General features: G+C 73.5%; 21 protein-coding genes and 1 other RNA gene. 6 read left to right on the top strand and 16 right to left on the bottom strand.

Features of this window, described 5'->3' with window-relative positions; genetic code table 11:
- The 5 genes from aroA to QL983_RS04875 form a co-directional block, all read left to right on the top strand.
- On the top strand, positions 1-1,390 hold a 1,390-nt coding region (gene aroA, locus QL983_RS04895; RefSeq protein WP_290151526.1), incomplete at its 5' end, for a 3-phosphoshikimate 1-carboxyvinyltransferase.
- Positions 1,390-2,490 (top strand): ribosome small subunit-dependent GTPase A, encoded by a 1,101-nt coding sequence (gene rsgA, locus QL983_RS04890; protein WP_061867905.1) that lies wholly within the window; start codon positions 1,390-1,392, stop codon positions 2,488-2,490. The genes aroA and rsgA, both read left to right, overlap by 1 nt.
- Positions 2,491-2,519: 29 nt before the next feature.
- Complete coding sequence (hisN, locus tag QL983_RS04885) at positions 2,520-3,359, top strand: histidinol-phosphatase (protein WP_041104303.1); 840 nt, start codon at positions 2,520-2,522, stop codon at positions 3,357-3,359.
- 77 nt (positions 3,360-3,436) lie between these two features.
- Entirely contained in the window at positions 3,437-3,922 is a 486-nt protein-coding gene (locus QL983_RS04880; protein WP_041104301.1) for a CrcB family protein, read from the top strand.
- Positions 3,919-4,365, top strand: a complete 447-nt coding sequence (locus QL983_RS04875; protein ID WP_069941464.1) for a CrcB family protein — start codon at positions 3,919-3,921, stop codon at positions 4,363-4,365. Before QL983_RS04880 ends, QL983_RS04875 begins: the two co-directional genes overlap by 4 nt.
- A gap of 79 nt (positions 4,366-4,444) precedes the next feature.
- Here QL983_RS04875 and ssrA read toward each other — a convergent pair.
- The 16 genes from ssrA to QL983_RS04795 form a co-directional block, all read right to left on the bottom strand.
- Positions 4,445-4,816, bottom strand: a transfer-messenger RNA (tmRNA) gene (gene ssrA / locus QL983_RS04870).
- Positions 4,817-4,951: 135 nt separating this feature from the next.
- Positions 4,952-5,467: an SsrA-binding protein SmpB gene (smpB, locus tag QL983_RS04865; protein WP_044659238.1), complete on the bottom strand. Its 516-nt coding sequence runs from the start codon at positions 5,465-5,467 to the stop codon at positions 4,952-4,954.
- A 129-nt stretch (positions 5,468-5,596) separates the two neighbouring features.
- Positions 5,597-6,262, bottom strand: a complete 666-nt coding sequence (locus QL983_RS04860; RefSeq protein ID WP_144861677.1) for a CoA transferase subunit B — start codon at positions 6,260-6,262, stop codon at positions 5,597-5,599.
- The gene (locus tag QL983_RS04855; protein WP_115165187.1) at positions 6,259-7,068 is read right to left on the bottom strand and encodes a CoA transferase subunit A; all 810 of its coding nucleotides are present in this window, start codon (positions 7,066-7,068) and stop codon (positions 6,259-6,261) included. The genes QL983_RS04860 and QL983_RS04855 overlap by 4 nt, the downstream gene beginning before the upstream one ends.
- 25 nt (positions 7,069-7,093) lie before the next feature.
- Positions 7,094-7,852 (bottom strand): 3-hydroxybutyrate dehydrogenase, encoded by a 759-nt coding sequence (locus QL983_RS04850; protein WP_119217423.1) that lies wholly within the window; start codon positions 7,850-7,852, stop codon positions 7,094-7,096.
- Positions 7,853-7,918: 66 nt separating this feature from the next.
- Complete coding sequence (locus tag QL983_RS04845) at positions 7,919-9,127, bottom strand: acetyl-CoA C-acetyltransferase (RefSeq protein ID WP_290151515.1); 1,209 nt, start codon at positions 9,125-9,127, stop codon at positions 7,919-7,921.
- A gap of 189 nt (positions 9,128-9,316) precedes the next feature.
- Entirely contained in the window at positions 9,317-10,384 is a 1,068-nt protein-coding gene (locus QL983_RS04840; RefSeq protein WP_036314010.1) for a 2,3-butanediol dehydrogenase, read from the bottom strand.
- 217 nt (positions 10,385-10,601) lie between these two features.
- Positions 10,602-11,723, bottom strand: coding sequence for a peptide chain release factor 2 (gene prfB, locus QL983_RS04835; protein ID WP_012750800.1), 1,122 nt, complete (start codon positions 11,721-11,723; stop codon positions 10,602-10,604).
- 12 nt (positions 11,724-11,735) lie between these two features.
- Positions 11,736-12,470 carry an alpha/beta hydrolase gene (locus QL983_RS04830; protein WP_036313978.1) on the bottom strand — a complete coding sequence of 245 codons (735 nt, stop codon included), beginning with the start codon at positions 12,468-12,470 and terminating at the stop codon, positions 11,736-11,738.
- The gene (locus tag QL983_RS04825) at positions 12,467-12,925 is read right to left on the bottom strand and encodes a Tad domain-containing protein (protein ID WP_036313980.1); all 459 of its coding nucleotides are present in this window, start codon (positions 12,923-12,925) and stop codon (positions 12,467-12,469) included. Before QL983_RS04825 ends, QL983_RS04830 begins: the two co-directional genes overlap by 4 nt.
- Positions 12,925-13,353, bottom strand: coding sequence for a hypothetical protein (locus QL983_RS04820; protein WP_036313982.1), 429 nt, complete (start codon positions 13,351-13,353; stop codon positions 12,925-12,927). The genes QL983_RS04825 and QL983_RS04820 overlap by 1 nt, the downstream gene beginning before the upstream one ends.
- The gene (locus QL983_RS04815; protein WP_010079077.1) at positions 13,337-13,765 is read right to left on the bottom strand and encodes a TadE/TadG family type IV pilus assembly protein; all 429 of its coding nucleotides are present in this window, start codon (positions 13,763-13,765) and stop codon (positions 13,337-13,339) included. The genes QL983_RS04820 and QL983_RS04815 overlap by 17 nt, the downstream gene beginning before the upstream one ends.
- Before the next feature lie 2 nt (positions 13,766-13,767).
- The gene (locus tag QL983_RS04810; protein WP_010079078.1) at positions 13,768-13,974 is read right to left on the bottom strand and encodes a hypothetical protein; all 207 of its coding nucleotides are present in this window, start codon (positions 13,972-13,974) and stop codon (positions 13,768-13,770) included.
- An 87-nt stretch (positions 13,975-14,061) separates the two neighbouring features.
- Positions 14,062-15,003: a type II secretion system F family protein gene (locus tag QL983_RS04805; protein WP_010079079.1), complete on the bottom strand. Its 942-nt coding sequence runs from the start codon at positions 15,001-15,003 to the stop codon at positions 14,062-14,064.
- Positions 15,000-15,857, bottom strand: a complete 858-nt coding sequence (locus QL983_RS04800) for a type II secretion system F family protein (RefSeq protein ID WP_036313985.1) — start codon at positions 15,855-15,857, stop codon at positions 15,000-15,002. The genes QL983_RS04805 and QL983_RS04800 overlap by 4 nt, the downstream gene beginning before the upstream one ends.
- Positions 15,857-17,083, bottom strand: coding sequence for an ATPase, T2SS/T4P/T4SS family (locus QL983_RS04795; RefSeq protein WP_010079081.1), 1,227 nt, complete (start codon positions 17,081-17,083; stop codon positions 15,857-15,859). The genes QL983_RS04800 and QL983_RS04795 overlap by 1 nt, the downstream gene beginning before the upstream one ends.
- A 237-nt stretch (positions 17,084-17,320) precedes the next feature.
- Between QL983_RS04795 and QL983_RS04790 the strand changes: the two genes are divergently transcribed.
- The coding region (locus QL983_RS04790; protein ID WP_290151504.1) for an FtsK/SpoIIIE domain-containing protein at positions 17,321-19,607 on the top strand (2,287 nt) is incomplete at its 3' end.

Raw genomic sequence — 19,607 nt, 5'->3', positions numbered from 1 at the left:
CCGTCCCGACGCCGCCGAGACCTGGCCCGCGCCCGTGGCGCGCGGCCCGGTGCGCGGAGAGGTGCGGCTGCCGGGATCGAAGTCGCTGACGAACCGGCATCTCGTGCTCGCCGCGCTCGCCGACGGTCCGTGCGTCCTGCACGGCGTCCTCGAGTCGCGGGACACGGCATTGATGCGCACGGCGCTCACAGCGCTCGGGGCCCGGTTCGAGCCCCTGTCCGACGGCGGACTGCGGGTGCATCCGATGCCGGTCGGCGAGCCGCTGGCCGGGGATGTCGCCGTGGACTGCGGACTGGCGGGGACGGTCATGCGCTTCGTCCCGTTCGTCGCCGCGCTGCGGCCCGGCCGGGTCCGCTTCGACGGCGACGCCGGCGCGCGCCTGCGCCCGATGGCCCCGGTCCTGGACGCGCTGCGCCAGCTCGGGGTGGCCGTCAACGAGGAGGGCGAGCCCGGTCGCCTGCCCTTCACGATGACGACCCGCGCGGACGCGGCCACGGTGGCCCCCGACGGCGACGTGCCGGAGGTCGCGGTCGACGCCTCCGGCTCCTCCCAGTTCCTGTCCGCCGCGCTGCTGGCGGCCGCGGGGATGCCGCGCGGCCTCCGGCTGCGGCACACCGGGCAGACCGTGCCGAGTCCGGAGCACGTCGCGATGACCGTCGGGGTGCTGCGCGCGCTCGAGGTGGACGTCGCCGAGACGTCTCCCGGGGCGTGGACCGTGGCCCCGGGGCGCGTCCCGGCACACGAGGCGACCGTCGAGCCGGACCTGTCCAACGCGGGCCCCTTCCTGGCCGCCGCCGTGGCGACGGGCGGCTCCGTGACGGTGCCGGACTGGCCGACCCGCACGACGCAGATCGGCGACCGCTGGCGGCGGATCCTGCCGCAGTTCGGGGCGAGCGTGGCCCTCACGGTCGACCGCATGGATCGCTCCCGCGGCCGCCTCACGGTGACCGGGGCGGTCCACGACGACGGCACGCCCCGCATCACCGGCGCCGGTGAGATCGCGGACACGGCCGAGCTCGCCCCCACCGCGGCCGCGCTCGCCCTGCTGGCCTCCGGGCCCACCCGTCTGACGGGGATCGGCCATCTGCGGGGCCATGAGACGGACCGGCTCGCCGCGCTCACCGCCGAGGCCGCCCGCCTGGGGGTCACCGTGGACGAGGGAGAGACGTCGCTCGGCTTCCCGGGCACGGACGCGTCCGGACCGCTGTCGCCCGCCGCCCTCGAGACCTACCACGACCACCGGATGGCGACCTTCGCCGCCGTCGTCGGCCTGCGCGTGCCGGGGACCGGCATCGTGGACGTGGCGACCACCGCGAAGACGATGCCGGACTTCCCCGCACTGTGGACCGCGCTCGTGGCACCCGGCGACGCGGCCGAGGAGGCCCGCTGATGGCCCGGCGCCTCGATCCCTCGGCATGGGACGAGTCCGATGTCCGGGTGCGCCCGTCCAAGCGCGGCACCCGCCCGCGCACCAAGGAGCGGCCCAAGCACGAGGACGCCGAGATCGGCATGGTGACCACGGTGGACCGGGGCCGGTACGCCGTGGTGCTGCCCGATCGCCTGGACGAGCGAATCACGGCGATGCGCGCCCGCGAGCTGCGCCGCACGCCGATCGCCACGGGCGACCGGGTGGCCGTCGTCGGGGACCTCTCCGGGGACGAGGGCACGCTCGCGCGCATCGTCCGTGTCGAGGAGCGCAGCACGGTCCTGCGCCGGTCGGCGGACGACTCGGACGAGGTCGAGCGGGTGGTGGTGGCCAACGCCGACCTGCTGGTGATCATGGTGGCCGCGGCCAATCCGGAGCCCCGGACCGGCTTCATCGACCGCGCCCTCGTCGCCTGCTACGACGCGGGCATCCACCCGGTGCTCCTCATCACGAAGACCGACCTGCGTGATCCGGCCGCGCTGGTGGCGCACTACGAGGCGTTGGACCTGGAGGTGATGACCTCCGGTGCGGCGACCTTCGAGGCCGAGACCGGGGACACCGCCCTGGACGCCTCGCTCGTGGCCCGGGTGGCCGAGCGGCTGATCGGACACACCAGCGCGTTCGTGGGGCCCTCCGGCGTCGGCAAGTCCACGCTCCTGAACGCGCTCACCGGCGCGGAGCGGGCCACCGGCCACGTCAACGCCGTCACCGGCCGGGGCCGGCACACCTCCTCGTCCGCGCTCGCACTGCCGCTGACGGGCGACGACGGCGCCCCCCTGCCGGACACCTGGGTGGTGGACACCCCCGGCATCCGGTCCTTCGGGCTGGGCTGGGTCGAGCCGGACCGCGTGGTGGAGGCGTTCGACGACCTCGCCGGCGGGCTGGCGGACTGCCCGCGCGGCTGCACCCACACCGCCGACTCCCCCGGCTGCGGCCTGGACGCATGGGTGGCCGCGGGCCACGCCGGCCCCTCGGGAGCGGCACGCCTGGCCTCGCTGCGGCGTCTGCTCGGCAACCGGCTGGCCCCCTCGGGGGCGGAGGACGCGGCGTCGTCCGAGGACTGAGGCGGCCCGCGCGGTATAGCGTGGGCGGCATGGAGCGACCTGAGAACCCTGCGACCCGCGGCCGCGACCTCACGGAGGACCTGCGGCTGGCCCACATGCTGGCGGACAACGTGGACTCGATCACGATGTCCCGGTTCAAGGCCCAGGACCTCGAGGTCAGCACCAAGCCGGATCTCACCCCTGTCACGGATGCGGACCGCGCCGCCGAGGAGTCCATCCGCTCGACCCTGTCCCGTGCCCGGGCGCGCGACGGCATCGTGGGTGAGGAGTTCGGCGGATCTCTGAGCCGCTCCGGCCGGCAGTGGGTGGTCGACCCCATCGACGGCACCAAGAACTTCGTGCGCGGCGTGCCCGTGTGGGCCACCCTCATCGCGCTGCTGATCGACGGCGAGCCCGTCGTCGGCGTCGTCTCCGCCCCCGCCCTGCACCGTCGCTGGTGGGCCGCGGCCGGCCAGGGCGCCTTCGCGGGCACCTCGCTCACGCGTGCTCAGCGGATCACCGTGTCCGGCGTGGACCGGGTCGAGGACGCGTCGCTGTCCTTCTCCTCGATCGAGGGCTGGCGCGAACGCGGCTCGATCCGCGCGTTCCTGCAGCTCACCTCGGACGTGTGGCGCGTGCGCGGCTTCGGCGACTTCTGGTCCTACATGCTCGTCGCCGAGGGCGCCGTGGACATCGCGGCCGAGCCCGAGCTCGAGCTGCATGACATGGCCGCTCTGGTGCCGATCGTGCGCGAGGCCGGCGGCCGCTTCACCTCGCTGGACGGCGAGGACGGCCCGTTCGGCGGGCACGCGCTGGCCACGAACGGCCTGCTCCACGACGACGTCCTCGCCCGCCTCCGCGCGGGTGACGAGACCGAGGGCGGCGCCTGATAGCAGTGCGGGGGGAGACGACGGCCGACCGGAGGGGCGGGCGCGGGACAGATCGCCGGCCCGGCACTGCGGGTGCGGTGGCCCTCGGCGGTGCCGCGGGCGTGCTGTGCGGTGCGGGGGTGATGAACGCGGTGACCGCGCTGGCCGGGGCGCCCAACTTCCGCGGCACGTTCGGCGCCGCGTTCGGGGCGGTCGACGTGCTGGTCCAGGCCCTGCCGCTGTTCGTGGTGAACGTGCTCGGCTCGTTCCTGCTCGGCCTGCTGTGGGCGGCCTCGCGACGCCGCGGGCCGGACTGGCGTCCACGCCTGGTGGCGGGGCTGGGAACCGGCTTCCTCGGTGCGTTCACCACCATCTCCAGCGCCGTCGCCCTGGTGCTGTGGCCGGTGCGGCTGGGCGCCGCGGCGTCCGGGGCGGGTGGCGTCCTCGCCGCGGCGGTAGCGGTGCTGCTGGTGCTCGCGCTGATGGCTGCACTCTCGACGGCGGCGGCCGTGCTCGGCCTGCGCGCCGGTGGCGCCCCGGGGTCGCGCGCGGTCGGGACGGATCGTTCGGCGGAGGACGCATGAGCGGCGCGGGATACGAGGTCTTCGCTCTCCTCCAGGTGGCCCTCCTGGCCTGCCTCGCGGCGGGCGGGGCGCTCGGCGCCCTGGTGCGCCGGCGCCTGACCGACCGGATCGGGCCCCGGGGTCTGCTCACCGCCAACACGACGGCGGCCCTGCTCCTCGGCGTCACCGTCGGCCTGGCCGTGCCGGAGCTGGTGCACACCTCCGGGGGCGGGGGCGACGGGCAGGGGCTCGTGCTCGTCGCGGCGGTGTCCGCCGTGGTGTCCGGGTTCTGCCTCGCCCTGGGGACGTGGTCCACCGTGGCCGCTGAGGCGGCTGACGCCGCGCTCGCCCGTCGATGGGGCACAGCCGCCCGCCTGTGGACCGCGCATCTGGGGCTGGGGCTGGTGGCCGTCGTCGTCGGCTGGGGCGCCGGCCTGGGCCTGCACGCCGTCCTGGCCGGCTGAGGGGCGGGCCGCCGCACACCGGCATGGACACGACGAAGGCCCCGGAATCGGGGTGATTCCGGGGCCTTCCCGTGGTGGTGAGTGGAGCCGGCGGGAATTGAACCCGCGTCCGATGAGGTGTTGCCAGGTCTTCTCCGGGCGCAGTCTGCTGTGGGTGTTGCTCGGTCCTGGCCGTCCCGCAGACGGGCGGCCAACCCGGACCCAGCCGGATTGATGTCGGCGTCACGACCCCCGGCGAGGGTGACGCCCAGTGGCTATCTAGCTGACGCCACGATCCGAGGCGACAGCGACCTCGGGGTGACGGACTCGATCACTGATCAGGCAGCGAGAGCGAAGTCAGTGCGCTTGGATTCGGCACTTATTGGTTTGCAGAGAGCGTTTGACGAGATGACTCTGCATCCTCGGCCCGCTTCTCCCGACGCGACACACACCGTCGAAACCGATCGGCCCCATGGGGGCGACTCCTCTATGAGGTTGTCAATCACCACTGCAGGCGGAGGGCGCGAGGCCCGCCGGTCCTGAAACCGGCCCTGCGAGAGATACAACGTAGCACGCCCCCGAGGCATTCCCAAGGGGTCCACCGCGCTCAGGCCACGCCGGCGCGCCGGTTGCGCATCCGCATGGCCCGCTGGGCCTCGCGGTTGTCCTGCTGCTCGCGCAGCTTGTGCCGCTTGTCGTATTCGCGGTTGCCGCGCGCGACGCCGATCTCCACCTTCACGCGCCCGTTCAGGAAGTACAGGGACAGCGGCACGATGGTCAGGCCCGGATCCTGGATCTGGCGGGAGATCTTCGTCAGCTCGGCGCGGTGCAGCAGCAGCTTGCGGCGGCGGCGGGCGGCGTGGTTGGTCCACGAGCCGTTGAGGTACTCCGGGATGTAGACCTGCTCGAGCCACAGCTCGTCCCGGTAGAAGACCGCGAAGCCGTCCACGAGCGAGGCCTTGCCCTCGCGCAGCGACTTCACCTCGGTGCCGGTGAGCACCATGCCGGCCTCGTACGTGTCGAGGATGGTGTAGTCGTGGCGCGCCTTCTTGTTGTTGGCGATCACCTGGCGCTCGCCGGGGGCCGGCTGCTTGGCGGCCTTGCCCTTGCTGTTCTTGCCCATGGCCTCACGTCCTTCCAGCGTCCACGGCGACGGCCGCGCCCCGATCAGGGCGCGGCCGTCCAGTCTATCCCGTGCCGGCCCGATGCCCGCCGAGGCGGTGCGCCGGGGCCGCGGGGCGGCGTCGTCGGCTCAGTCCAGGGGCGCGCCGGTGAGCGCGCGGACCTGCTCCTCGGTGATGCCGGGCGCGGTCTCCACGAGCGCCAGGCGGGGCTGTTCCGGGGTGCCGACGACGTCGATCACGGCCAGGTCCGTGATGATGCGGTCGACGACGGCGCGGCCGGTCAGCGGCAGGGTGCACTGGTCGACGATCTTGGGGGTGCCGTCCTTGGACACGTGGTCCATCATGACGATCACGCGGCCGGCGCCGTGGACGAGGTCCATCGCACCGCCCATGCCCTTGACCATCTTGCCGGGCACCATCCAGTTGGCCAGGTCGCCCGCGGCGGAGACCTCCATGCCGCCCAGGACGGCGACGTCGATCTTGCCGCCGCGGATCATGCCGAAGCTCAGCGCGGAGTCGAAGAAGGACGCCCCCGGGTTCACGGTGACGGTCTCCTTGCCCGCGTTGATCAGGTCGGGGTCCACGGCCTCCTCCGTGGGGTACGGGCCCGTGCCGAGGATGCCGTTCTCGGACTGCAGCACCACGGACCGCCCGGCGGGGATGTGGTTGGGGATCAGCGTGGGCATGCCGATGCCGAGGTTGACGTAGGCGCCGTCCGGCAGCTCCTGCGCGGCGCGGGCCGCCATCTGGTCGCGGCTCAGGCCCCGGGGGCGCCCGGTGGTCTGCTCGCTCATGCCTGCTCCTCCCCCGATGCGCGCACGGTGCGCTTCTCGATCCGCTTCTCGATGTCCGTGCCGACCTCCACGATCCGGTGCACGAAGACGCCGGGCAGGTGCACGTCGTCCGGGTCGATCTCGCCGGGCTCGACGAGCTCCTCCACCTGGGCGATGCACACACGGCCGGCCATGGCCGCGGGCGGGCCGAACTGGCGGGTGGCCTTGCGGAACACGAGGTTGCCGTGGCGGTCGCCCTTCCAGGCGTGCACAAGGGAGAAGTCGGTGACGATGGAGCGTTCGAGCACATAGGTCTCGGGCTCGTCCGGGGCCTGGCTGAGGTAGCCCTCGCCGAGCACGAACGTGTCCGTGGGCTTGGCCTGCGAGGACTTCACCACCGTGCCGTCCGCGTCGTAGCGCATGGGCAGGCCGCCTTCGGCCACCTGGGTGCCGACGCCGGAGCGGGTGTAGAACGCCGGGATGCCGGCGCCGCCGGCACGGAGCTTCTCCGCGAGGGTGCCCTGCGGGACGAGCTCCACCTCGAGCTCGCCCTCGAGGTACTGGCGGGCGAACTCCTTGTTCTCCCCCACATAGGAGGAGGTCATCTTCCGCAGCCGGCGCGCGCCGAGCAGGAGGCCCAGGCCCCAGCCGTCCACGCCGCAGTTGTTGGAGACGACGGACAGGTCCGTGGCGCCCTGCTCGAGCAGGGCCTCGATGAGCTGCACGGGGTTGCCGGAGAGTCCGAAGCCGCCGACGGCCAGGGACGCGCCGTCCGGCACGTCCGCCACCGCCTCGGCGGGCGTGGCCACGGTCTTGTCGAGAGCCATGTCCGGGGTCCTTTCTGTCAGGGGGTCATCCGGCGGTCCAGCCGCCGTCGAGGGAGTACGAGGAGCCGTTGGCCACCGCGGCCACGTCCGAGGCGAGCCAGACCGCGAGCGCGGCGACCTCCTCGGGCTCGGCAAGACGTTTCACAGCTGAGTGGGCAAGGAACACCTGGCCGAGGACTTCGTCCTCGGTGATGCCGCGGGAGGCCGCCTGGTCGGCCACCTGCTTGTCCACGAGCGGGGTACGCACGTACCCGGGGTTGATGCAGTTGGCCGTCACGCCGTGGTCCCCGCCCTCCAGGGCGGTGACCTTGGTCAATCCCTGGAGGCCGTGCTTGGCCGCCACGTACGCGCTCTTGAACGGTGAGGCGACGAGGCCGTGGGCAGACGACACGTTGATGATCCGCCCGAAGCCCCGGTCGTACATGCCCGGCAGCACCGCCCGGGTGAGCAGGAACGGGGCTTCGAGCATGAGACGGTGGATCAGGCGCCAGTCCGCCGGAACGAAGTCCTGGATCGGGTTGATCCGTTGGACGCCGGCGTTGTTCACCAGGATGTCCGCGTCGAGGGCGAGATCCTCGAGCGCGGTGACGTCAGAGAGGTCGACGGCCCAGGGCGTGCCGCCGATCTCCTCGGCCAGCGACTGCGCCGACGCCTGGTCGCGGTCTGCGACGGTGACCGTGGCGCCGGCGGAAGCGAAGGCGCGGGCGATCGCTGCGCCGATGCCAGACGCGCCTCCCGTGACGACCGCGCGGCGGCCGTCCAGGCTCAGGGTCAGTCCTGCCATGGTGCTGTGCTCCTCGGGTGGGTCGGTGGGCGGGGCGTCCGTCGGCTAGACGAGGCACCCGATGCGTCAGCGGAAGAGGATCAGGGCCTCGCCCTGGCCGCCGCCGCCGCAGAGCGAGACGGCCGCGCGGCCGCCGTCGCGCCGGTCGAGCTCGAGGGCGGCGTGCAGGGCCAGCCGGGCGCCGGAAGCGCCGATCGGGTGGCCCAGGGCGATGGCACCGCCGTGGATGTTGGTCTTCTCGTGCGGGTAGTCGAGGTCGCGCAGGGACTGCACGGCCACCGCGCCGAACGCCTCGTTGATCTCGATGAAGTCGAGGTCGGCCACGTCCCAGCCCTGCTTCCGCACGGCGGCGTTGATCGCGTCCGAGGGCTGGGAGTGCAGCTGCGAGCTGTCCGGGCCGGCGGTCTGGCCGGGTGCGCCCACCGTGGCGAGGATCGTCAGGCCCTTCGCCTCGGCGAAGGGCCGCGAGGTCACCACGAGGGCGGCGGCGCCGTCGGACAGGGGCGAGGAGTTGCCGGCCGTGATGGTGCCGTCCTTCGCGAACGCCGGACGCAGGGCGCCCAGCGACTCGGCGGTCGTGTCCGGTCGGACCCCTTCGTCCTGGGAGACGACCAGCGGGTCGCCCTTGCGCTGCGGCACCTCCACCGGGGCGATCTCGCCCTCGAAGACGCCCTCGGACTGGGCCCGGGCGGCCCGCTGGTGCGAGGCCGCGGCGACCTCGTCCTGCTCGGCGCGGGCGATGTTCCGCTCGCCGTTGCCGGACTCGGTCAGCTCGCCCATGGCCTCGTGGCTCAGGGAGTCGGTGAGGCCGTCCCACGCGACGGCGTCGAGCATGGTGGCCGGGCCGTACTTGAAGCCCTTGCGCGCGCCGGGCAGCAGGTGCGGGGCGTTGGTCATGGACTCCTGACCGCCGGCCACCACCACGTCCGCCTCGCCGAGGCGGATGAGACGGGCGGCGTCGATCACGGCGGTGAGGCCGGACAGGCACACCTTGTTGATCGTCATGGCCGGGACGTTCCACGGGATGCCCGCGGCGAGCGCGGACTGGCGGGCCGGGTTCTGGCCCGCGCCGGCCTGCACGACCTGGCCCATGTAGACCATGTCCACGTCCTCGGGGGCCACGCCGGCGCGCTCGAGCGCGTGCGTGATCGCGTGGGCGCCCAGGTCCACGGCGCGCAGGTCGGCCTGCTGCGAGAGCAGCCGGGTGAAGGGCGTGCGGGCACCGCCCACGATCACGGCATCGGTGGGCTGAGGCTGGGGCAGCTCGGCGGTCATGCGGTCCTCCTGGGACGTTCAACTCGGTTCATCACGATTCACTCAAATGCAGTCTATGACCCCGGTCACAGGCGCGCCAGGCGACGACGCATCCATGACGGCGCGCCGCGGTGCAGGGACCCGACGGCCCGCACCCGCCGGCTGCGGGCGCGGGCCGTCGTCGGGACGTCCGGGGGTCGGGCCGGAGCCTCAGAGACCCTGGCCGGTCGGCGAGACGAGGATCTTCACGGCCGTCTCGTTGTGGTGGATGAGGGTCTCGAAGCCCTGGTCGACCAGGTCGTCGAGGCCGATCTTGCCGGTGATGAACGGCGCGAGGTCCACGGCGCCGTCCTCGACCATGCGGATGGTGTCCGCGTGGTCGTTCGCGTACGCGATGGTGCCGCGCAGGTCGATCTCCTTCATCACCAGCTTGTGCAGGGCCACGGCGGGCTCGTGACCCCAGATGGACTCGTTGACGATCACCCCGCCGGGACGCACCGCGTCCAGCAGCATGTCCAGCACCACATCCACCGAGGTGCACTCGAAGCCCACGTCCGCGCCCTGGCCGTCGTGCAGTTCGCGGATCTTGGCGGGCACGTCCACCTCGCGCGGGTCGAAGGCCTCGTCCACCACGCCGGCCTCGAGCACCTTCCGGCGGCGCAGCTCCGAGAGCTCGGAGACGTACACCGTCAGGCCCTTGCCCTTGAGCACGGCCGCGGTGAGCGCCCCGATGGGGCCGGCGCCGCCGATCACGGCCACGCCCGACGTCGGAGAGCCGGCCCGCACCCACGCGTGGTGGGCCACGGAGAGCGGCTCGATGAGCGCGGCCTGGTCGAGGGGCACGGAGTCGGCCACCGGGTGGACCCAGCGGCGCTGCACCGCGATCTGCTCGGCCAGTCCACCGCCGTCGCCGCCCAGACCGATGAAGTTCATGTCCGGCGCGAGGTTGTAGTCCGGTCGGTCCCGGTCCTCCTCGCGCACGATGTACGGCTCCACGACGACCTTCTGGCCGACCTCGAGGTCCGTGACGCCCTCGCCCAGGGCGGCGACGGTGCCGGACATCTCGTGGCCGAGCGTGACGGGGGCGGCGTCACCGGAGATCGGGTGCGGGTGCCCGGCCGGCGGGATGAAGATCGGGCCCTCGAGGTACTCGTGCAGGTCCGTGCCGCAGATGCCGCACCACGCGACGTCCACGAGGACCTGCCCCGGACCGGCCGAGGGCGAGTCGATCTCCTCGATGCGGATGTCCTTCTTGCCGTGCCAACGTGCGGCGCGCATGGTCATGCTGGTCGACCTCCTGAGTGGGGACGTAGTCGGGTGCCGGGCCGATGCGCGGGGGCGCCCGCCCCGGTGCTTCGAGCATCCCACCAGGCCGGTCTGCCGGGCCAGGCCCGCGGCCCCAGTGGGGCCTGAACGACGACGCCGGCCCGCGCCTCGCTGCGGAGGTGCGGGCCGGCGTCGTGGTGGCCCGGGCGGCGGGGCCGCGCCGCGGGACTCAGTCCTCCTGGGCGGCCTTGACCTGCTCGGCGCGCCAGCGGATCCCGGCATCCACGAAATCGTCGATGTGGCCGTCGAACACGGAGGAGGGGTTGCCCTCCTCGTGGCCCGTGCGCAGGTCCTTGACCATCTGGTACGGGTTCAGCACGTAGGAGCGCATCTGGTCGCCCCAGGACGCCTTGACGTCGCCGGCCATCTCCTTCTTCTTCGCGTCCTCCTCGGCCTTGCGCAGCAGCAGCAGGCGGGACTGGAGCACGCGCAGGGCGGCGGCACGGTTCTGGATCTGCGACTTCTCGTTCTGCATGGACACGACGATGCCGGTGGGCAGGTGCGTCATGCGGACGGCGGAGTCCGTGGTGTTCACGGACTGGCCGCCGGGGCCCGAGGAGCGGAACACGTCCACCTTGATCTCGGACTCGGGGATCTCGATGGAGTCGTCCGACTCGATCAGCGGCACCACCTCGACCGCCGCGAAGGACGTCTGGCGGCGGCCCTGGTTGTCGAAGGGGCTGATGCGCACGAGACGGTGCGTGCCGGCCTCCACGGAGAGGGTGCCGAACGCGAACGGCGCGTTGACCTCGAAGGTGACGGACTTCAGGCCGGCCTCCTCCGCGTAGGAGGTGTCCATGACCTTGGTGGACCAGCCGCGCTGCTCGGCCCAGCGCAGGTACATGCGCATGAGGGTCTCGGCGAAGTCGGCCGCGTCCACGCCGCCGGCGCCCGCGCGGATGGTCACGACGGCGTCGCGCTGGTCGTACTCGCCGCTGAGCAGCGTGACGACCTCGAGCTCCTCCAGGGCCTTGCGGATGGAGGTCAGCTCCTGGTTGGCGTCGTCCAGGAGGGAGGGCTCGTCCTCCTCCGCGGCGAGCTCGACCATGGTCTCCAGATCCTCGATGCGGCTCTCCAGGGAGGTGATGCGCTTGAGGTCCGTCTGACGGTGGGAGAGCTTGGAGGTGACCTTCTGGGCCTCCTCCGGGTCGTCCCAGAGGTCCGGTGCGGAGGCCTGCTGCTCCAGTTCGGCGATGTCCGCCTTGATGCGGTCGAGGTCCGAGACCTGCTCGATGGAGGCCAGGGTGTGGCGCAGGGAGTCGATCTCCGCGGAGAAGTCAGTGTCAGCCATGATTCGGCCAGCCTACCGCGTGGGGTGGACGCCGGTCGTGTGCCAGCGGCGGATCGCCGCCGCGACGGCCCCGGGCTCGGCGACGTGCGGCCAGTGGCCCGGGCCGACGTCGACGACGGTGGTGTGCTGAGTGACCGCGTCCAGGTCCCGCTGGTGGACGTCCCGGGTGCTGCGCACGTACAGGGTCGGGACGGTGATGCCGGCCCAGAGGGTGCGGGTGTCCGCGGCGAGGACGGCGGCCCAGAGCTCGCGCATCGGATGGTCCGGCGTGGCGTCCACGTCAGCCAGGATCCGCTCGTGCCACGGCTCCGGGACGAGGAGGTCCCGCGCGAGCGAGGCGCGGAGCACGCTCCGCCAGTCGGGGCGGGCGGCGAGGCGGGCCTTCGCCGCCCGGGCGGCCAGAGCGATGTCCGTCACCGGGACGTTCGAGTCGATGACCACGAGGGCGCGGGGTCGCACCAGCCCGTCGGCGACGGCGCGCAGCGCGATGACCCCGCCCGTGCTGTGGCCGATCAGCAGCCCCGGCACGGGGCCGGCCTGCGCCGCCCAGGTGCGGGCGGCGTCGAGGACGGGGTCCGCCTCGATCGCCGGCCGTGCGGACCGGGGGCGGTCCTGACCACCGGCGTCCGTGCCCGGGTGGCCGGGCAGGGCGGGCGAGGCGGCGAGGTCGGCCGCGGCGTCGAGCGCGTCGGCAAGGGGCTGGAAGTGGGCGGGTCGGCCACCGATGCCGTGGAGGAAGCGGATCACCGGGCCAGGCTAGTGCGACTGCTGCCCGTCGCCTCGAGGGGGACCGACAGGGGCAGTGTCCCCGCGAACGGGCCGGTCATGGCGAACAGATCGGCCCGGGCGTCGAGGGTGACGACGACGGTGGTGCCGTCGTCGGCCACGCGGGCGTTCATCCCGCCGAGCCCGGGCACGGCCTCCTGGGCACCGACGGCCGCGAGGTGTGCGCTGGCGGAGGCGGCGACGTCGTCGTCGGAGAGCACGACGCCCGGGTCCTCCCCCAGCCGGAAGCCGAGCTCCTCTGCCCCGGCGATGGCGGCCGAGTCCGCGAGCGACTGCAGGCGACGGTGCTGCAACTGCACGGTGGTGACCGCGAGCATGACCAGCATGAGGGCCACGAGCACGGCGCACAGGCCGACGGTGAGGACGGTGGTCTGCCCGTCGTCGTGACCCAGGCGAGCGGTGAGGCGGCGGCTCATCAGAACCTCGGCACCGTCTGCCGGGCGTCGGAACCCACCGTCACGGGGGTCAGCGACCACGCTGCCGGCGTGAGAGGGACGGGCACCCCCACGTCCACCCGCACGGCGACGACCTCGCCCGGTTCGAGCGTGCCACAGCCGCCCTGGTCGCAGCCGACGGTCAGGTCGTACTGGCCGGCGCCCACGCCGTAGTCGGCGAGCGTGAGCTCGACGGTGGCGTGGGCGGCGCCTGCGCTGGGGTGATCGGCCTCGGCGACCACGGCCTTGACGGCCTGGTCCGCGGCGGCGACCGAGGCGAACGCCGCGGCCTGGACCTGGGAGACGTAGATCATCAGGTACACCACGGGGATCAGCAGGACGAGGGTGAGGCCCAGGAATTCGACCGTGGCCGCTCCTCGCTCGTCGCGGACGTCATTGACGGAACGCATGACCGCTCACCTCCACGGGGATCGGGCCCGGCAGGAACCCCAGGCCGGGCAGCGAGCTCGAGACCGTGACGCGCAGGACCGGGACCCCGTCCTGGCTGGTGAGCTCCGCGGCGACGTCGGCCCCGGACTGGCCGGGCACACCGGCCGAGAGCAGCTCCCGAGCCCGCTGGACACCGTCCTCGGGGCTCCGGTCCGCGAGCGCCCCGTACCGGGCGCCGGCGGAGGCGGCGTCGATCATCACGTTGCGCGTGTGGATCACGACGCCGGCCTGGAGCAGCGCCGCGAAGAGCAGGACGACCAGGGTCATCACCATGGTGGACTCGGCCACCGCGGCGCCCCGGTCGTCCCGCCAGCGGACGCCCATGTGGACGCCACGGGGCACCGGCACGGCGTGGACAGCACCCCGGGGCATGCTCAGCCGCCCTGGGACACCTGGGAGATGGCCTGGTTGAACAGTCCCTGGAGCGCCGGCAGGGCGAGGGCCAGCAAGCCGGCCACGAGCACGGCGGACATGAGGGTGATCATCACCCAGCCGGGGACGTCGCCGCGCTCGTCGCGGACGTCGTCGTGGATGAGGGCGCGCAGGGCGGCCAGGACGGTGATGGCGTGGTGGTGGAGCATGGTCCCCTCCTCGGGTGGCCGGCCGCCCGTGCGGCCGGAGTGGATGGTGATCGTGGGTGGATGGATGGACTATTCAGTTGTGGGTCTTCAGAACCCCAGGCGCATCAGGGAGATGCCGGGGAAGACGGCGAAGATCACCGTGAGCGGGAGGATGCCGAACACGAGGGGGACCATCATCTGGATCTCCTTCCGGCCGGCGGCCTCCATGAGCTCGCGGCGACCCATCTCACGCACGTCCTGGGCCTGCGCGCGCAGGACGTCGGCGAGGGGCGTGCCGCGGTCGAGCGCGATGAGCACGCCCCCGATGAACCGTTCGACGGGGGCCAGCTGCACGCGCCGTCCCATGGCCTTGAGCGCCGCGGACAGCGACGCCCCGGCACGCATGTCGGCGAGCGTGGTGCGGAACTCGCCGGCCAGCTCCCCGCGCGCCGTCCCCGCGATGCGTTCGAGCGCTCCGGCGGCGCTCTCCCCCGCGCCCACCGAGAGCGCGAACAGCTCGGCCACGGACGGGAACTCGGAGAGGATGGCCTCGCGCCGCCGTCGCACCCGCAGGGAGAGCAGCTGCTCCCGGAGCAGGAACCCGGCCATGCCGCCGGCGATCACGAGGGCGACCCCCGTGATCACCGGCACGCGGCCCGTGACGGTGAGGCTGAGCGCGAGGACGGCCGCCACGGCGGCCCCCGCGGCCGCGCTCAGGACCTGCTGGGCACGGAAGTCCGTCGACGTGACCGCGAGCCCCGCGGCGGCCAGTTTGCGGTCGAGCGCCGCCCCGCCCGGGGAGATGCGCTGGACCCAGCCGACTCCGGCCTGCACCACGGGATCGAGGATGCGTCCCCACGTTCCCCAGGGCGAGGCGCCCGCACGTTCCTCCTCGAGGAGGCGGGAGGCCGGGATGTGGTGGCGCAGCTGCGGTTCGACCCGTTGCTCGAGGCTGGGGCGCCAGCCCACCGGCTGGGTGACCAGGATGAGGAGCAGTCCCGCCCCGAGGGTGAGGCCCAGGAGCGCAGCCCAGATCAGCGCGGACGTCATGCGAACACCCGCTTCTCCCGGGGCAGCGCGCCGATGCGGAGCATGACGCGGTAGCAGACGACGGAGGCCACCATGCCGGCGAGGAGCACGGCCCCGCCGGCGGCGGACCGATAGGCCGCGACCGCGGCGGGCTGGGTCCCCAGCAGCAGGAGCACGAGCCACGGGGCGCACACCGCCAACCGGGCCGCGTTCACGGTCCACGACTGCCGGGCCTCGAGCTCGGCGCGGATGCGGGCGTCCTGCCGGAGGAACTCGGAGAGGGTCTGCAGCAGACGGCCGATGTCGGCGCCCCCGACCTCGCGGGTCAGGCGCAGCGAGACCACCAGGCGGTCCGCGACGGGGTCGGCCATCCGGGCCTTGAGCCGGTCCAGTGCGTCCACGAAGCGGGCTCCGGCCCGGTAGTCCCGGGCGAACTGCTGGAACGGCTCGCGCAGCCCCTCCGGCCCGGTCTCCCCGAGCTGGATGAGCGCCTCCGGGAGAGTCAGGCCCGCGCGGATGGCCGACCGGGCGTGGTCGATCGCGTCCGGCCACAGCTCGCGCAGTGCCGTGGAGCGCCGGCGGGCCTGCCAGGACAGCAGCAGCCAGGGCACGGCCGCGCCGAAGACGGCGAAGCACGCGGCGATGGTCCACGTACTGGTCAGCGACAGGACGAGCAGCCCGACCACGAGACCGCCGACGGCCATGGCGGACACGACGCCGGCCGGGCTGAGACGCTGGATGCCGGACTGGGCGATCAGCACACGCAGGCGGGCGTCGGTGCGGGCGGCCCCGGGTTTCTCCGTGGGAGGGGACCAGAGGGACCACCACAGCAGGAACAGGCCGCAGCCGAGCGCGAGCCCCAGCAGCGCGGCCATCAGCGCAGCCCCACCAGCTCGTGGACGTCCACGCCGCGACGGGCGAGCGCCTCGAACTCCAGGTTCGCACCCTCGTTGAGGCGCAGGTCGCCCTCGGCGTCGCGCTGGAAGAGCGCCGACGTCTCGATGACCCCGCCCTCCACCCGTGAGCCGACGGTGAGGATCTCCCGCACCCGCCGGCGGCCCTGACGGTCGCGCTCGCAGTGCACGACGACGTCGATGCACGTGGCGACCGTCGGGACGACGAAGTCCCGGGAGATGTTCTCCCCGGCCAGCAGCGGCAGCGTGCAGAGCTTCGTGAGCGCGTCCGCGGCCGAGTTCGCGTGGATCGTGCACATGCCGGCCAGGCCGGAGTTCAGCGCCACGAGCATGTCCAGTGCCTCGGCCTCGCGCACCTCGCCGACGATCAGGCGGTCCGGGCGCATCCGCAGCGCCTCCTTGACGAGGCGGCGCAGCGGGATCTCGCCGTGGCCCTCCAGGTTCGGCTGGCGGCACTGCAGCCCGACGACGTCGCGCACCGGGATCTGCAGCTCGAAGATCTCCTCCACGGTGATCACCCGCTCCCGCGGGCCGATGGCCGAAGCCAGGCAGTTGAGCAGGGTGGTCTTGCCCGCCTGGGTGGCCCCGCTGACGAGGATGTTCATGCCCGCGTCCACGGCCGCGTCCAGGAAGCGGGCCGCCGTCGGAGTGAGGGAACCGCCCCGGACGAGGTCGTCCAGCCGGCGCGCCCGGGCGATGAACTTCCGGATGTTCACGGCCCAGTGCCGCCGCGTGATGTCGGGGATGGCCACGTGCAGGCGCGAACCGTCTGGCAGGGCCGCGTCGACGAACGGCATCGACAGGTCCAGCCGCCGGCCCGAGGACTTCAACATGACCTCGACGAGGTCCTGGACCTCCTCCTCGGTCAGGACGATGCCCGTCAGCTCGGAGCGGCCGGACCGCGCGCAGTAGACGGCGTCCGGCGCGTTCAGCCAGATCTCCTCCACGGAGGGATCGTCCATGAGCCGCTGGAGCGGCCCGAGGCCCGCGATGCGGTCGAACAGGTCCTGCCGCGCCGCCACGGGATCCTCCAGGTCCGGCAGCGAGCTGACCATCGCGCGGGACTCGTAGTCCGCGGCCGCGTCCTGGATGAGCGTCAGGACCCGGGCGTGCTCACGCTGCGGGTCGATGCCCTGCCGCCGGACGATCTCCCGGATCTCGTCCTCGAGAATGCGCACCGCATCCATGTGTCCCTCCTGTGCCCGATTCGGCGCCATCCCCAGCGCCGCACATGTCTCGATCAGGAAGATACCCCGTTCCGTCGATGCGTGTGGTCCAGGACACCATGACTGTGGACAACGTGGCGGCGGTCCCGTTCGACGGGGAGTTGTCCACAGGCCGCCCGAACCGCCATCAGGCCGTGGCAGGGTCGTCCCCAGGCGGCCGGACGGGCCGGTCGCCGGTCTCGGGAGGGAGGGGCGGGGATGGCCTGGAGCGTGCGGATCCTGGGCGGGGCCGCTCCCGAGACATGGCGGGTGGAGCACTTCCCCGCCGACGCGGACGAGCAGGACCGGGCGGTGCGGGAACGTTTTCCCGCCCGGTCGCTGCACCGGTGCGCTGCCGGGCGGCGCAGCGTGACGTACGCGGAAGGGGTCGGGAGTGCACCGGCCCGGGGGCCGGAGCTCGCGGTGGTCACCGAGCACGGACCCGATGCCGGCCGCATCGTCCCTCTGGGGGAGGGCGGGTTGAGCGTGGGACGCGGTGGGGCGCGGCTGCTGCTGGACGACCCCTCTGCCCCGTCGCGGCCGATGCGTCTGCGGCTCGCACCCACCGGGCTGCACGTCCACGACGGCCCTCGGGCCACCGGACGCCTGTGGGACGGCCGAAGCCCGCTCCCTGTGGGCCGGACCGCCCTGGGTCTGGTCCGCGGGCCCGGGTCCGCCCTGCCGCGGCCGATCACGCCGGAGCCGCCCGTCGTCGACCTCGGATCCCCACCGGCCCGGCAGTCCGTCGTGATCCCGCTGGTGGCGGCCCTGGGCCCGCTGGTGCTCGGGGTCGCCCTGGTCCTGATGATGGGCAACCCGATGTTCCTGCTGTTCGGCGTGCTGTCCGTGACGGTGGCGCTGGTCATGCTGGCGATGCAGCGCCGCACCCGGCTGCGGCATGCGCGGCTGCTCGCCGCCCGCGCGGACGCGGTCGTGCGCCGGCGGGCTCGGGTGGCGTTGAGCCCCGGTGCGGTGGCCCGCGCCGTCCGCTCCGGCGCGACGGACCGCTTCGGGCTGACGGCGGGGGCCGACGAGGCCGTGGCGGTCTCGTGGGGTTCCGGCGTCGGGGCGCTGTCCCTGTCGCGGGACGACCCGGACGAGGCATGGGTGGAGGCCGTCACGTCGCGGCGCACCGTGATGACGACGTCACCGCCGGAGTCGCGCGTCGTCGTGCTTGGGCCGCCGCGCGATGTGGCCGGGGCCTGCCGGTGGGCGGTGTTCCAGCTCCTGCGGCACGCGGTGGCGGCCGACGGCGCGTTCGTCGTGGAGGCCGGTGGAGTCCGCCGCATCTGGTGGTCGGGCGGGTCCGGCCCGCAGCTGCTGGTGATGGCCCCTGAGGACGCGGCACTGGATCCGGCGTGGCGAGCGTGGCGGGCCGCCATCGGCGACGACGCGGGGACGACGCCCACGGCCCGGACGGATCTGCCCTGGACGCGGTACGACTTCACCGGGCCGCCGCCTGCGCCGGGGGACGCCGTCGTCGACCTGCGCGGGCGCACCGTCGTGGTCCCGGCCGAACAGCAGCGCTTCGAGGACATGGCCGCCGACGGTCTCGCCGACGGTACCCTGGTCGCCTGGCTGACCGAGCTGGCCGACGACGTCGTGGACCTCGGCCTGCTGCCCACCGACGACGGGGACGGCACGCTCACGCCACCGGGGCAGGTGGGCGCCCGCGATGCCGTCGACGGGCTCACCGTGGCCCTCGCCCGGAGCCGTGACGAGGCGGGCGTCGTCGAGATGGACCTGGCCGCCGACGGGCCGCACCTGCTCATCGCGGGCACCACGGGATCCGGGAAGTCGGACCTCCTGCTGTCCCTCCTGCTGGGGGCCGCGGCGCACCACCCGCCGGCCGAGGTCGCGTTCCTGCTGCTGGACTTCAAGGGCGGCGCGTCGTTCGGTCCGCTGGGCGCGCTCCCCCACACGATGAGCCTGGAGACCAACCACGTGGGAGCGGCCTCGTTGCGGGCGCTGAGCGCCATCCGGGCGGAGCTGCATCGCCGCGAGGCCCTCTTCGCGGAGGCCGGGGTCAGCGACTATCCCGGCTTCCGCCGCCGCCATCCGGACGCGGCGCTGCCTCGGCTCGTCGTGGCGATCGACGAACTGCGCGTGCTCGTGGACGACCACCCGGACGCAGCCGCCGTCCTGCAGCGTCTGGCCGCCACGGGCCGTTCCCTCGGCTTCCACCTCATCCTGGCCACGCAGCGGGCCACGGGTGCGGTGGGCTCGGACCTGCGCTCGAACCTGGGCAGCACGATCGCCCTGCGCACCGCGACGGAGCAGGAGTCGTGGGACCTCGTGGGCACGGCCGCCGCGGCCCGGCTCGACCCGCGTCGCCCCGGCTCCGCGATCCTCTCGACGGCGGGGCGCCCGACGGTCTCGTTCCGCGCATCCCAGTGGACGGTCGACGGCGGCACGCCCGTGTGGCGGCGGCTGGGCGAGGCCGCGGCCGCCCCGGCCGTCGCCCCCTGGGAGGCCGTCGTCTCGGTCCTGGTGGAGAACTACGCGG

It is taken from the genome of Micrococcus sp. APC 4021 (assembly GCF_030407635.1).
Classification (GTDB): Bacteria; Actinomycetota; Actinomycetes; order Actinomycetales; family Micrococcaceae; genus Micrococcus; species Micrococcus luteus.
Note: the sequence above shows the minus strand (reverse complement) of the source record. Positions and strands in the feature narration are given on the sequence as shown.

What these genes read in the sequence shown, in the direction of transcription:
- smpB (WP_044659238.1), bottom strand. Translation starts at nt 5,467, where the DNA reads ATGGGCAAGAACAGCAAGGGCAAGGCCGCCAAGCAGCCGGCCCCCGGC.
- QL983_RS04795 (WP_010079081.1), bottom strand. Translation starts at nt 17,083, where the DNA reads ATGGATGCGGTGCGCATTCTCGAGGACGAGATCCGGGAGATCGTCCGG.
- QL983_RS04815 (WP_010079077.1), bottom strand. Translation starts at nt 13,765, where the DNA reads ATGCCCCGGGGTGCTGTCCACGCCGTGCCGGTGCCCCGTGGCGTCCAC.
- QL983_RS04875 (WP_069941464.1), top strand. Translation starts at nt 3,919, where the DNA reads ATGAGCGGCGCGGGATACGAGGTCTTCGCTCTCCTCCAGGTGGCCCTC.
- QL983_RS04855 (WP_115165187.1), bottom strand. Translation starts at nt 7,068, where the DNA reads ATGGCTCTCGACAAGACCGTGGCCACGCCCGCCGAGGCGGTGGCGGAC.
- QL983_RS04850 (WP_119217423.1), bottom strand. Translation starts at nt 7,852, where the DNA reads ATGGCAGGACTGACCCTGAGCCTGGACGGCCGCCGCGCGGTCGTCACG.
- QL983_RS04810 (WP_010079078.1), bottom strand. Translation starts at nt 13,974, where the DNA reads ATGCTCCACCACCACGCCATCACCGTCCTGGCCGCCCTGCGCGCCCTC.
- QL983_RS04840 (WP_036314010.1), bottom strand. Translation starts at nt 10,384, where the DNA reads ATGCGCGCCGCACGTTGGCACGGCAAGAAGGACATCCGCATCGAGGAG.
- rsgA (WP_061867905.1), top strand. Translation starts at nt 1,390, where the DNA reads ATGGCCCGGCGCCTCGATCCCTCGGCATGGGACGAGTCCGATGTCCGG.
- prfB (WP_012750800.1), bottom strand. Translation starts at nt 11,723, where the DNA reads ATGGCTGACACTGACTTCTCCGCGGAGATCGACTCCCTGCGCCACACC.
- hisN (WP_041104303.1), top strand. Translation starts at nt 2,520, where the DNA reads ATGGAGCGACCTGAGAACCCTGCGACCCGCGGCCGCGACCTCACGGAG.
- QL983_RS04820 (WP_036313982.1), bottom strand. Translation starts at nt 13,353, where the DNA reads ATGCGTTCCGTCAATGACGTCCGCGACGAGCGAGGAGCGGCCACGGTC.
- QL983_RS04845 (WP_290151515.1), bottom strand. Translation starts at nt 9,127, where the DNA reads ATGACCGCCGAGCTGCCCCAGCCTCAGCCCACCGATGCCGTGATCGTG.
- QL983_RS04800 (WP_036313985.1), bottom strand. Translation starts at nt 15,857, where the DNA reads ATGGCCGCGCTGCTGGGGCTCGCGCTCGGCTGCGGCCTGTTCCTGCTG.
- QL983_RS04860 (WP_144861677.1), bottom strand. Translation starts at nt 6,262, where the DNA reads ATGAGCGAGCAGACCACCGGGCGCCCCCGGGGCCTGAGCCGCGACCAG.
- QL983_RS04825 (WP_036313980.1), bottom strand. Translation starts at nt 12,925, where the DNA reads ATGAGCCGCCGCCTCACCGCTCGCCTGGGTCACGACGACGGGCAGACC.
- QL983_RS04805 (WP_010079079.1), bottom strand. Translation starts at nt 15,003, where the DNA reads ATGACGTCCGCGCTGATCTGGGCTGCGCTCCTGGGCCTCACCCTCGGG.